Below are 11,722 nucleotides of genomic sequence, written 5' to 3'. Positions count from 1 at the left end.
ACCGGAACGGCGACGCCGGTCGCCACGCGACGCGGCGGGCACCCGGACGTGGCGATGCCGCGACGCGCCGGGGCGGTGGGCGGGCCGTGCCGCGCTGCGTACGATCGGGTGATGTCTTTCCGGGGGCTCGACGCCATCGACGTGCTGCGCAAGGTGTTCGGCTACGACGAGTTCCGCGGTGAGCAGCAGGACATCATCGAGCACGTGGTCGGCGGCGGCGACGCGCTGGTGCTGATGCCGACCGGCGGCGGAAAGTCGCTGTGCTACCAGATTCCCGCGCTGGTGCGCGACGGCGTCGGGGTGGTCGTGTCGCCGCTGATCGCGTTGATGGCCGACCAGGTCGACGCGCTGACCGCGCTCGGCGTGCGGGCCGGCTTCCTCAACTCGACGCAGGACTTCGACGAGCGCCGGCTGGTGGAGCAGGAGTTCCTGGCCGGCGAGCTCGACCTGCTCTACCTGGCGCCGGAGCGGCTCGGGGTGCCGGCCACCCAGCGGCTGCTGGAGCGCGGCACGATCAGCCTGTTCGCGATCGACGAGGCGCACTGCGTGTCCCAGTGGGGGCACGACTTCCGGCCCGACTACCTCGGGCTGTCGATGCTGCACGAGCGGTGGCCGGACGTGCCGCGGATCGCGCTGACCGCGACCGCCACCCCCGCCACCCACACCGAGATCGCGCAGCGGCTCAACCTGACCGGCGCCCGGCACTTCGTGGCGAGCTTCGACCGGCCGAACATCCAGTACCGGATCGTGCCGAAGGGCGAGCCGCGCAAGCAGCTGCTGCAGTTGCTGCGCAGCGAGCACGCCGGCGACGCGGGCATCGTCTACTGCCTGTCCCGCAACTCGGTGGAGAAGACCGCCGCGTTCCTGACCGACCAGGGCATCGAGGCGCTGCCGTACCACGCGGGGTTGGACGCGCGCACCCGCGCCACCAACCAGTCCCGGTTCCTGCGCGAGGACGGCATCGTGATGGTGGCGACGATCGCGTTCGGGATGGGCATCGACAAGCCCGACGTGCGGTTCGTCGCGCACCTCGACCTGCCCAAGTCGGTGGAGGGGTACTACCAGGAGACCGGCCGGGCCGGCCGGGACGGGCTGCCGTCCACCGCCTGGCTGGCGTACGGGCTGGCCGACGTGGTGCAGCAGCGCAAGATGATCGACGACTCGGACGGTGACGACGCGCACCGCCGGCAGCTGACCGCGCACCTGGACGCGATGCTCGCGCTGTGCGAGACGGTGCAGTGCCGGCGGGTCCGGCTGCTCGACTACTTCGGCGAGCAGGCCGAGCCGTGCGGCAACTGCGACACCTGCCTGGACCCGCCGGCCTCCTGGGACGGCACGGTGCCGGCGCAGATGCTGCTGTCCACCGTGCTGCGGTTGGATCGCGAGCGCGGCCAGCGGTTCGGCGTCGGGCAGGCGATCGACATCCTGCTCGGCAAGCAGACCCCGAAGGTCACCCAGCACCGGCACGACCAGCTGTCGGTGTTCGGCATCGGTACGGACCTGACCGAGGCGCAGTGGCGCACGGTGACCCGCCAGCTGCTCGCGCAGGGGCTGCTGAACGTGGAGGGCGACTACGGCACGCTGGCGCTGACCGGGCGCAGTGCGGACGTGTTGCGCGGCCAGCACACGGTCCGGCTGCGCACCGAGCCGGAGCGGCGCAAGGCGGCGAAGACCAAGCGCGCCACCGCATCCGCGGAGCTGGCACCGGAGGCGCAGCCGGTGTTCGAGGCGCTGCGCAGCTGGCGCGGCGCCACCGCCAAGGAGCAGGGCGTCCCGGCGTACGTGGTGTTCCACGACGCGACGCTGCGCGAGATCGCCACCCGCCGGCCGACCGACCTGGCCGAGCTCGGCACCGTCTCCGGCGTCGGCGAGAACAAGCTCGCCAAGTACGGCGAGGGCATCCTCGCGGTCCTCGCCGAGCATCGCTGACGGGGCGCGGCGATCGGCCGGCACCGACCGGAACGGGACGGGTCCGCCCGGTGAGGTCGGCACGGTGCGATCTTCGGCCGTTCGGCTGATTTCCGGCGGCGTTCTGTCCGCACTGTCCGGCCTTGCGGCAGATCCCGGTATTGACCGGTACGCAAGACTGACGACACCTCGCGTTCCGTGCCCCGTGCGCGCGAGTCGCACGACGATCCCCCACCCGGAAGGGTTTCCGTGAAGCTCACCCTGCTCGCCGCCGGGTTCGCCGGCGGTGTCCTCGTACTGACCGGTGCGACCGCCGCCGCGGCTGACCCCGGCGGTCCCGGTGGCCCCGGCGATCCCGGCGCCCACCACCCGGTGACCGTGTCCGCGACCTGGTCGCAACAGCTCGCGTACCAGGGCGACACGGTGGTGTTGACGGCCCGGGCGAAGCAGCCGTCGGTCCCGGCGCCGTCGATCAGGATCACCGCGACGGTGCCGGCGGACGCGCTGAAGCCGGCCGACGGCACCGACTGCGACACCGACGCCGTCGCGAACACCGTCACCTGCACCAGCAGCTCGTACGAGAAGGCGCCGTTCCGGTTCGTGGTGAAGACCGCCGAGTCGCGGAAGGTCGTCGCCGCGGTCACCGCGAAGGCCGGTACCGGTGACACCGGCCGGGCCCGGTCGGAACTGGCGGTGGACGCCGCGACGAGCCCGTCGCCGTCCGCGTCGAGCAGCCCGAGCGCGTCCCCGAGCGACTCGCCCAGCCAGTCGCCGAGCACGCAACCCAGCGACTCCGCCAGCGCGACGCCGTCGGAGTCGGCGAGCGCGTCGTCGACCGGGTCGGCGCCGCCGTCGCCGAGCCCGTCGTCGGACGGCGGTGGCCTGCCGGTGACCGGTACCTCGCTGACCATCTTCGGGGTGCTCGCGGCGGTCCTGCTGGCAGCCGGCGGCGCCCTGCTGGTGCTGGCCCGCCGCCGCCGCACCGGCCGCTAACCGCGTGCGGGCCCACGCCGTCGCACCGGCCGGTAACGGCGCGGCTCCGTCGCACCGGACGGTGAAGCGGCGGCGGCGTCGTGGCGGGCTCGGCAGAGCTGGCCGCGGCGCCGGGAGGACGCGCTCCGGCACGCGGCGGTGACCGACCGTCGCGGGTCGGGCCGGTCACCGTCGGACCGGTCCAGGGCCGTCGGGCGGGCCGGGCGGCGTCGGGTCGTGGATCTCACCGGCGGCGCGACCGGCAGCGCCATTACCGGCGGGTAACGTAGCGGCGGTGAGCACCTCACCGAGCCCGTCCGACACGGTCGCGCCGACCGTCACCGTCACCGGTACCGCGCAGCACGCGGCGTGGCAGCGCCGCGTGCTGCCCCCGGTGGAGCAGGTACGGCCGGGGTTGTGGTCGGTGCCGGTGCCGATCCCGCACAACCCGCTGCGGTACACGCTGTGTTACCTGTTCCCCGGCGCCGACGGGGTGGTGCTCGTCGATCCCGGCTGGGACAGCCCGGACGGCCGCACCGCGCTCACCGCCGGGCTGGCCGCCGCCGGTGCCGCCCCGCACGAGGTGGCCGGCGTCGTGATCACCCACACCCACCCCGACCACCACGGCCTGAGCGGCTGGCTGCGCGAGACCGCGGGCGCGTGGGTCGCGATGCATCCGGACGAGGCGGCGAGCATGCCGTCCCGGCTGTGGCAGGGACTCACCCTCGACGACGACAGGGCCTTCCTGCGTACCCACGGGGTGCCGGCCGGCGAGGTCGACACGATCGCGGTCGACCCGGGGCAGGTCGCCGCGCTGCTCGCGATGGCCGAACCGGACCGGTACCTGACCGACGGCGAGTTCGCGCCGATCCCGGACCGCCAGGTACGGGCGGTGCTCACGCCCGGCCACACGCCGGGGCACCTGTGCCTGCACGACGCCGACGCCGGCGTGCTGCTCACCGGTGACCACCTGCTGCCGCGGATCAGCCCGACGATCGGGGTGCACACCGACCGGGACGGCGATCCGCTCACCGACTACCTGGCCGCGCTGGGCCGGATGGACGGCTACGGCGAGGTCGAGGCGCTGCCGGCACACGAGTACCGGTTCCGCGGGGTGCCGGACCGGGCCCGGCAGCTCGTCGCGCACCACGACCACCGGGCGGCGGAGATCCTCGCCGTGCTCGACGCGGTACCGGCGCCGACGACGTGGCAGCTGGCGGAGCGGATCACCTGGTCGCGGGGCTGGGAGCGGCTCGTCGGGGTGCCGCGCCGGCTGGCGCTCGCCGAGACCGTCGCCCACCTGTACCAGCTGCGCACCGCCGGCGTCGTCACCGACCGCGCCGGGGCGCCGACCCGCTGGTACCGCGCCTGACGGCGAGCTACCGCACGATGCCTGGTGACCCCGGCTCGGGACCGGGCAAGATGGGTGGATGCTCGAGCCGATCGGTGTCCGCCCCGAGGACGAGGCGGTCTACCGGCGGCTGTTGTCCTGCCCGGACGCCTCCCCGCACGACCTCGCCGGGGCGCTGGATCGTGCCGTGACCGACATCGGCGCCTCGCTGGCCAGGCTGGCCGAGCTGGGCCTGGTGCACGAGCTGCCCGGCGAGCCGGCCCGGATGCGCGCGGCCCGGCCGGACGTGGCGATCGACGCGCTGGCCGAGCGACGCCGCGAGGAACTCGCCCGTACCCAGCTCGCCGCGCGGGCCCTGCTCACCGAGATGCCGGCGGAGGAACGGTACCGGCCGGAGGAGATCGTCGAGGTGCTCGTCGGCTGGGCGGAGACCGCGGCCCGGTTCGACCAGTTGCTCGGCAGCACCCGGCACGAGCTGATGGTCATCGACCGCCCGCCGTACGTGGCCGATCCGGGGCGCTCGGACACCTCGGTACGCAAGCTGCTGCGCGCGAACGTCCGGGTGCGCGGCCTCTACGCCCCGGAGGCGCTGGAGCTGCCGGGCGCGCTGGCGGAGGTCGAGGACGCCGCTGGCGCGGGCGAGCAGTCCCGGGTGCACGCCGGGCTGCCGATGAAGCTCGCCATCGGCGACCGCCGGCTGGCCATCCTGCCGCTCGGCGGGCCGGGCGTCGATGCGGCGGTCTGCATCCGCCCGTCCGCGCTGCTCGACGCGCTGATCCAGCTGTTCGAACTGCTCTGGGAGCAGGCGACGCCGATCGCGCTGCCGGCACCAGCAGACGCCACCGACGATCGGCAGCTCGCCGCGCTGCTGGCCTCCGGCGCGAAGGACGACGTGGTCGCCCGCCGGCTGGGCACCAGTACCCGCACGCTCAGCCGGCGGATCGCCGAGCTGATGGACCACCTGCACGTCCGTACCCGGTTCCAGGCGGGCGTGCAGGCGGTCCGGCTCGGTTGGCTGGAACCCTCAGCGCACGACGTCGAAGGCCCGGACGAGCGTCTGGTCGACCGCTGAGCCGCCGGTGTCTCGCGCGTGCAGCCGCAGCGACACCGGGCCGCTGCCGGCCGGCAACTCGACCCGCCAGCCGTCGGCGTCGCGGGTGATCCGCGCCGCCCGCCAGCTCGTACCGTCGTCGTACGAGGCGTCGATGCTCGGTGTGCCGCTCAGCGCCGGCGACGTGCCGTCCGGGTGCCGCAGCCGCAGGCCGAACGCCACCCGGCCGTGCCGGTCGGTCCGGACCCGGTTGTGCAGGTCGACGCCGACGTCGTAGCCGGGCAGCAACACCGGCGCGGTCCGCACCGCGTCGGTGGTCGTGGACGGGAAGCTCCATGCGGTGTCGGTGTGCGTCGACAGCTCGTTCCAGCTCTGCGGGTTGTCCGCCGTGAACGAGATCGACACCCGTGACGCCCCGCCGGGAAGCTGGACCGTACCGGAGGGCAGGTTGTCGGTCGCCCCGACCAGGGTGCCGTCGGCCCGGATCTCCAGGTGGGTCTGCACCCCGCTGGCGTCGGTGTACTCGGTGCCGTGGTTGCCGTCCGCGTCGGTGAAGCCGTCGACGGCCACCCGCATCAGGTCACTGGAACGCTGTACCGGCCGGGCCGGGTTGGGCGCCGCCGCGATCGGCGCGCGGCCGAAGGCGAGCAGGTCCCGGTCGTGGTCGGCGTAGGACTCGCGGCCGGGCCGGGACAGCGTCATCGACTGCACGGGCGCCGCCGGGAACATCGTGTTGTACCGGCTTCCCGGGGCGAACACGGCGTACGCCCAGGCGGTGTCGGGATCGGCGACGCGGTACTCGGTGCGGGTACGCGGGCCGCCCTGGAACGGGAACACCGTGGAGACGACGAACGACTCGCCGTTCTGCCAGGGGTACGCCGCCTCGGAGAACGTCGAGGGCCGCGTCGGCTGGCCGTACACCCGGTTGGTCTGCGCGGCGAGGTGGCCGCGGGTGGCGACGTAGCTCGGGTGGGCCGGGATCCGCTGCTTCTCCCGCAGGTACAGGTCGTAGACGTACGGGCTGGCCGGCTCGCCGCCGATCCGCACCCGGGCGCCGCGCGGCAGGTGGGCGAGCGCGAGCCCCTCGGCCCGGTTCAGCCGGATGGTCGGTACCCGCAGCTTGACGCCGGTGCCGCCCGGGTCGCTGATGTCGCCGGGGCCGTCGTTGCGGACCACGACCACGGCCGCACCGTGCTCGGCGGCGTTGTTGGACTGCTCGGCGATCGACACGTCGGCGTCGTGCGTGACCAGCGCGAGCGCGCCGTGCAGTCGCCGGCCGGCGAGCTCGGCCGCGGTGGCGTGCCCGACGTCCACCACCCGCAGCCGCGAGGTGCCGTCGACCACCGGGAAGTCCGACGCGACGTCGGAGAACCAGGTCCGGTCGACGTACTCCGGGTGCAGCGTCGGCGCGGTCGGCGCGGACAGCGTGATGTCGGGTGCCTGCAGCCGGACCCGGGTGCGCGCCTGGAACGTACCGACCGACACGGTGTCCGTCGGCTGCAGGTAGAAGTGCTGGTCGAGCAGGTACGACGGGTGCATGTCCAGGTGCAGCGCGGACCCGTCGGCGGCGGTCCGGTCGTACCCGATCAGCATCGCGCCCTGCGGCGGCACCTTGGCGTGGTGGCCCGGGGTCCGGATGGCGAGCTGCCTCGCGTCGCGGGCGTCGAAGGCGAAGGTGCGTTCCCCGGTCACCGCCGTCTCCGGCTGGCCCACCAGCGAGATGTTCTGGTAGGTACGGCTGCTGCCGATGCTCGGCTTCTGCGCCGGCAGCGTGGACACGAACGCCATCACCGAGTACCGGCCGGGCGGCACCAGCGCGCAGGTGGTGCGGGCGAAGGTGGCCGCGGAGCACTCGTCGCCGGGGGCGGGATCGACGGCCAGCTGCCGGGTCCACGCGTTCCCGTGGTCGAGGTCGAACACGGTGATGTAGGCCTCGGCGGCCCGGCCGTCCCGGCCGAGCGCGGAGAAGTGCAGCGGTACCGCGTCGGAGGCGGCGGCACCGGCCCGGGCGGCGTGGCCGTCGAGCACGGTGGGCGCACCGTCGGCGCCGGTGGTCTGCACGGTCGTACCGGTCTTGCTGGTCGCCACGACGAGGCCGGGGGTCGCGCCGTCGGCGGCGGGCAGCGGCGCGAGCGCGGTGGCACCGGAGTCACCCAACGGCGTCAGCGCGACCCGGGTGCCGCCCACCGACACGACCCGGTCCGCGGCGGCCGGGGCGATGCCGGGCGCGGGGGTCTGCGCACTGGCCACGGACGGTACGGCGGTGAGCAGGCCGGCCACGACGGCGAGCGAGGTGACCGCCGTGGCGCCCACCCGCTGTGGGATCGAGAGTGGCATTTTCCTGGACTCCCAGTGGTCAGAGGGGGTGTCCTCCTTTTCTTAGTCGAGCCGGGTCGGCGCCGGACCGCGCGAGGGTTGGCGATTACCAGCCATGGCTGCCGGCCGCCACCGGTCCTCACCGACCTCGCCGGTAACGGCACGCAGCGCGACCGGTCGGCGCGCTACGGCAACCGGAGCGGGCCGCGGTCGAGCACCTCCGCGAGGCGTCGCGCGGTCGCAGCCAGGTTGGCCCGGTCGCCGGTCCACACGTGCCAGCCGAGGTGGGTGAACCCAATGTGCAACTCGTAGCAGTGGTGCCGTTGCGCGGCGTCGACCAGCGCGTCGCGATCGGCGGTCACGGCCGGGTCGGAGAGCAGGCCGGGCAACGGATCCACCGCGGCGATACCGGGATGGAACGGCGCCCAGAAACTGCACCACGCGGCGTCGTAGAGGAAGTCGCCGCGTACCGAGCACTTCCAGGACAGCACCGCCGTCACCCGGCTCGCGTCCGGCGCCAGCAACACGTTGCCGTGCAACAGATCCCCGTGTACCAGGTCGCGCCGCTCCGGGCACGCCCCGGTCAGCGCGAGCACCCGGTCGGCCACCGCGGTCGACAGCGCGGCCAGCTCGGGATCGGCGGCGAGCGCGGTGCTCCAGCCGTGCACGAGATGCGCCGGATCGTCGACCAGACCGGCACGCAGGTGGTCGCGCCAGCCGGTCGGGGACGCCTCCGGTTGGTGCCAGCCCACCGGCGCGCCCGGATCGGCCGGCGCCCGGTACAACGCGACCAGCAGCCGGGTCAGCGTCGGCCCGAGCGCGGCGGCCCGCTCGACCGGGGTGTCCTCCAGGAACCGCCCGTACCGGCGCTCCGACACCGCGAACGCCCGCCCCGCCCCGGTGGTACCGACCTGGCGCACCGCCGGTACCGGCAGGTCCGGGCCGGCGAACCGGCCCGCCGCGCGGTCCGCCTGGTACCAGGAGAGCTCCCGGCCGAACCGGACCACCAGCTCCTCGCCGCCGGACCGGTACGCCCACGCCGCCGACCAGGCGCCCCCGGTCAGCGGTTCCAGCGTGTCCGCCGCCCCCGGCTGGTCGGCGAGAAACGCCTCCGCCTCGGCCCTGCTCCCCTGTTCCACCGCCCCAGTATCCGGCTCAGTCCCGTTCGGCGAGCTGGGCGGTGATGGAGTCGGTGAGCTCGTGCATGGTGCGGGTGAACGCCGCCGGCAGATCCACCTCGTACCGGTGCGCCAGGATCAGCACCGACCACAGGCAGTCGGCCAGCTCGTGCTCCAGCGCGGCCCGCCCGCCCGGCATCTCCCGCGCCCCCTCGGCGGCCATCACCAGCTTCGCCAGGTCCCCGACGTCACCAACCATGCCCAGCATGAACTCCTCGCGGGTCCAGAGGCGGCCGCGGCGGGCGTTGAGCTCGTCGTACAGGTCGTGCACCCGGACCGCCATCTCGCGCAGCTGCTCGATCTCCATCCGGGGACCGTATCAACTGTCCACAGTGGACGTACGGTCCCGGGGCAGGGTCGGCGGGATCCAGTCGGTGAAGCGGGCCGCCTGGCGACGCCACAGCGGCGGCGGGATGATCCGGGCGAGCCGGGTCACCGCCCGGTAGTGCCTCGCGTTCAGCTCCGCCTGCTGCGCCGCGGCCCGCGCGACGAGCTGGGTGCGCGGGCGCCGCTGCCGGTCGTACGAGCCGATCGCGGTGGCGAGGTCGCCGTGCGCGGCCACCGCGGCCGCGAGCACCACCCCGTCCTCGATCGCCTGGCAGGCGCCCTGCCCCAGGTCCGGGGTCTGCGCGTGCGCCGCGTCGCCGAGCAGCACCGCCCGGCCGCGGGCGAAGCCGGGCACCGGATCCAGCGCGTACAGGTCGTGGTGCAGCACGCTGCCCGGCGTCGTCGCCGCCAGCAGCTCGCCGATCGGTGGGTGCCAGCCGGCGACCCGGTCGGCCACCGCGGCCAGTTCGTCGACGAACCGCTCGTCGGGGCGGGCGGCCGGCGCGGTGAGGAACCAGTACACCGCGTCGCCGGGCAGCGGCAGGATGCCGAACTGGCGGTCCGCGCCGAGCGTGAGGCTCGCCTCGATGCGCGGCGCGCCCGCACCGACCACCGCTCGCCAGACCCTGCGGCCGTCGAACCGCGGCTCGTGCCCCGGCCACATCGCCTGCCGCAGCACCGAATGCAGCCCGTCCGCGCCGACGATCAGGTCGGCGCCGCGCCGCCGCGTCTCGCCACCCTGCCGGTACTCCACGGTGCCGGCGGCCGGATCGACCGACGTCACGGTGGCACCCGGTATCAACGCGTCGGCCGGCAGCGGGGCGCGCATCGCCGCGTGCAGCGCGGCCCGGTGCACCATCAGCACGTGCACGTCGTCGGCGCGGGCGTGTCGCAGCCAGCGGCCGGACGGCAGGCGCAGCCCGCCGCGGGAGACCGCCGAGACGCCCGCCGCGCGGACCTGCGGGCCGACGCCCAGCTCGTCCAGCGCGCGCAGCGCGTTCGGCCACAGCGACAGACCGGCGCCCACCTCGGCGAACTCGGCCGCCCGCTCCAGCACGGTGACCTGCCAGCCGACCCGACGCAGCCCGAGCGCCGCGGCCAGGCCGCCCATCCCCCCGCCGACGACCAGTGCCGTCCCCCGTGAGCTCATTCGCCCATGATGGCCGCGGTGCGCCCGAACGGGGATCGGCCCGGCGAACCTGACTCCTGGGTCACAGGGCACTCAGAACAGGGTGGCGGGCGCCGACTCCGGGACCGGGTCGAGCAGGTGCGGACCGTCGTTGCGCACCGAGCCGACCGCGGCGCCGACCGGCCGGATCGCGAGACTCGCCACCAGCTCGTCGGACGGCGGCACGGACAGCAGCTCGGCCGCGTCGGCACCGGGCGCGAGCCAGGCCGCACGGTCGTCGCCGGCCAGCAACAGCGGCATCCGCTGGTGCACGGTGCGCAGCTCGCCGACCGCCGCGGTGGTGATGATCGTGCAGCTCAACAGCCGGCCGTCCGGCCCGTCCCACCAGGAGAACAGGCCGGCCGCGGTGAGCAGCCCGGCGTCGCGCGGCACCAGGTAGCAGGGCTGCTTGCCGGTCTCGTCGACCCGCCACTCGAACCAGCCGTCCATCGGCACCAGCGCCCGCATGGACCGCACCGCCGACCGGTACGCGGGTTTGTCCGCCACGGTCTCCGCCCGCGCGTTGATCATGCGCGAGCCGATCGACGGATCCTTGGCCCAGAACGGCACCAGCCCCCAGCGCGCCGCCTGGATCGCGCGCCGCTCGCGCTCCGGGTCGTACACCACGATGCGGACCGACTGGGTGGGCGCCGTGTTGTAGCGACCCGGGACGCCACCGCCGGTGTCGTCGTCGGCGTCGAAGTAGGCGGACAGGTCGTCGGTGGAGCGGTGCGAGTCGTAGCGGCCACACATGGCGTGCAGGCTAACCGCCGGGTACGACGGTGAGCCACCGACCGGTTGCCGACACCGGTTACGGTGCGTCCCATGGTTGCCGTCAGGCCGGTCGACGTGCTCGCCGGGTTGTGCTGTCTCGTCGTGGTCGCCGCCGCCGTGGTGCTGATCGTGGTCCTGGTGACCCGCAAGAACTCCGGCGCCAAACGGAACGGCCCGCCGGGGCCGCCTCGCTAGGGCTTCCTCGCTAGGGCTTCCTCGCTAGGGCTTCCTCGCTGGGGCTTCCTCGCTGGGGCTTCGGCTCACCGTCCGAACTGGACGGCCGACCACTGTTCGGCGAGGCCGGTGTCGTCGACCCGGAAGATCACGATGCCGTCGCTGCGGATCGGCTCGCCGGAGGGCGGCTGCCCCAATCCCTCGCCGGTGTGCCGGCCGGTGCTGGTCCACCGCGCCACCACCCGGTCGCCACCGGCGAACACGTCGTGCAGGTCGAAGTGCAGGTCGCTGATCGCGCCCCGCAGCACCGCCGCGCTCTGCTTGAGGAAGTCCGGGCCGGTCCGGTCACCGCCGGGCCCACCGTGGCCGACGAACGTCGGCGAGACCAGCTCGTCCGCCACGGCGAGCTCGCCGGCGTTGAAGACCTCGTCGTACAGCCTGCGCACCGCTGTCGTCGGTTCGACGCTCATGGTGTCCTCCGTTCACAAGGTGAGTAAGCACTA

At 74.3% G+C, this 11,722-nt stretch carries 11 protein-coding genes; 5 read left to right on the top strand and 6 right to left on the bottom strand.

The window, feature by feature from the left end:
• The first annotated feature begins 111 nt into the window (after window positions 1-111).
• The 4 genes from recQ (at window position 112) to NUM_RS11570 (ending at window position 5,303) form a co-directional block, all read left to right on the top strand.
• A complete protein-coding gene (gene recQ, locus NUM_RS11585; protein ID WP_207124811.1) occupies window positions 112-1,929 on the top strand; it encodes a DNA helicase RecQ in 1,818 nt (605 codons plus the stop codon).
• A gap of 228 nt (window positions 1,930-2,157) precedes the next feature.
• Complete coding sequence (locus tag NUM_RS11580) at window positions 2,158-2,901, top strand: LPXTG cell wall anchor domain-containing protein (RefSeq protein ID WP_207124810.1); 744 nt, start codon at window positions 2,158-2,160, stop codon at window positions 2,899-2,901.
• Between the two features lie 274 nt (window positions 2,902-3,175).
• Entirely contained in the window at window positions 3,176-4,252 is a 1,077-nt protein-coding gene (locus NUM_RS11575; RefSeq protein WP_207124809.1) for an MBL fold metallo-hydrolase, read from the top strand.
• A gap of 58 nt (window positions 4,253-4,310) precedes the next feature.
• Complete coding sequence (locus NUM_RS11570; RefSeq protein ID WP_207124808.1) at window positions 4,311-5,303, top strand: hypothetical protein; 993 nt, start codon at window positions 4,311-4,313, stop codon at window positions 5,301-5,303.
• Here NUM_RS11570 and NUM_RS11565 read toward each other — a convergent pair.
• From NUM_RS11565 to NUM_RS11545, 5 genes are all read right to left on the bottom strand, one after another.
• On the bottom strand, window positions 5,256-7,619 hold the full coding sequence (locus NUM_RS11565) for a PA domain-containing protein (protein ID WP_207124807.1): 2,364 nt from the start codon (window positions 7,617-7,619) through the stop codon (window positions 5,256-5,258). The two genes, NUM_RS11570 and NUM_RS11565, sit on opposite strands and share 48 nt — an antisense overlap.
• A 164-nt stretch (window positions 7,620-7,783) precedes the next feature.
• Window positions 7,784-8,737, bottom strand: coding sequence for a phosphotransferase family protein (locus tag NUM_RS11560; RefSeq protein WP_207124806.1), 954 nt, complete (start codon window positions 8,735-8,737; stop codon window positions 7,784-7,786).
• 16 nt (window positions 8,738-8,753) lie between these two features.
• On the bottom strand, window positions 8,754-9,083 hold the full coding sequence (locus tag NUM_RS11555; protein ID WP_207124805.1) for a nucleoside triphosphate pyrophosphohydrolase family protein: 330 nt from the start codon (window positions 9,081-9,083) through the stop codon (window positions 8,754-8,756).
• A gap of 12 nt (window positions 9,084-9,095) precedes the next feature.
• Window positions 9,096-10,253 carry an FAD-dependent monooxygenase gene (locus NUM_RS11550; RefSeq protein WP_207124804.1) on the bottom strand — a complete coding sequence of 386 codons (1,158 nt, stop codon included), beginning with the start codon at window positions 10,251-10,253 and terminating at the stop codon, window positions 9,096-9,098.
• A gap of 72 nt (window positions 10,254-10,325) precedes the next feature.
• Entirely contained in the window at window positions 10,326-11,024 is a 699-nt protein-coding gene (locus NUM_RS11545; protein WP_207124803.1) for an SOS response-associated peptidase, read from the bottom strand.
• Between the two features lie 72 nt (window positions 11,025-11,096).
• On the opposite strand from NUM_RS11545, the gene NUM_RS11540 reads away from it, so the two are divergent.
• A complete protein-coding gene (locus NUM_RS11540) occupies window positions 11,097-11,240 on the top strand; it encodes a hypothetical protein (protein ID WP_207124802.1) in 144 nt (47 codons plus the stop codon).
• 65 nt (window positions 11,241-11,305) lie between these two features.
• Here the strand turns inward: NUM_RS11540 and NUM_RS11535 are convergent, their stop codons facing one another.
• Complete coding sequence (locus tag NUM_RS11535) at window positions 11,306-11,689, bottom strand: ester cyclase (protein WP_207124801.1); 384 nt, start codon at window positions 11,687-11,689, stop codon at window positions 11,306-11,308.
• Window positions 11,690-11,722 lie beyond the last annotated feature (33 nt).

Origin of the sequence: Actinocatenispora comari (genome assembly GCF_017312725.1) — a bacterium.
Lineage (GTDB): Bacteria > Actinomycetota > Actinomycetes > Mycobacteriales > Micromonosporaceae > Actinocatenispora > Actinocatenispora comari.
This window is presented reverse-complemented; position numbering and strand designations above follow the sequence as displayed.

Excerpts from the sequence above, each read along its gene's own strand:
- NUM_RS11545 (WP_207124803.1), bottom strand. The coding sequence starts at position 11,024 with ATGTGTGGCCGCTACGACTCGCACCGCTCCACCGACGACCTGTCCGCC.
- NUM_RS11565 (WP_207124807.1), bottom strand. The coding sequence starts at position 7,619 with ATGCCACTCTCGATCCCACAGCGGGTGGGCGCCACGGCGGTCACCTCG.
- NUM_RS11540 (WP_207124802.1), top strand. The coding sequence starts at position 11,097 with ATGGTTGCCGTCAGGCCGGTCGACGTGCTCGCCGGGTTGTGCTGTCTC.
- NUM_RS11535 (WP_207124801.1), bottom strand. The coding sequence starts at position 11,689 with ATGAGCGTCGAACCGACGACAGCGGTGCGCAGGCTGTACGACGAGGTC.
- NUM_RS11570 (WP_207124808.1), top strand. The coding sequence starts at position 4,311 with ATGCTCGAGCCGATCGGTGTCCGCCCCGAGGACGAGGCGGTCTACCGG.
- NUM_RS11550 (WP_207124804.1), bottom strand. The coding sequence starts at position 10,253 with ATGAGCTCACGGGGGACGGCACTGGTCGTCGGCGGGGGGATGGGCGGC.
- NUM_RS11555 (WP_207124805.1), bottom strand. The coding sequence starts at position 9,083 with ATGGAGATCGAGCAGCTGCGCGAGATGGCGGTCCGGGTGCACGACCTG.
- recQ (WP_207124811.1), top strand. The coding sequence starts at position 112 with ATGTCTTTCCGGGGGCTCGACGCCATCGACGTGCTGCGCAAGGTGTTC.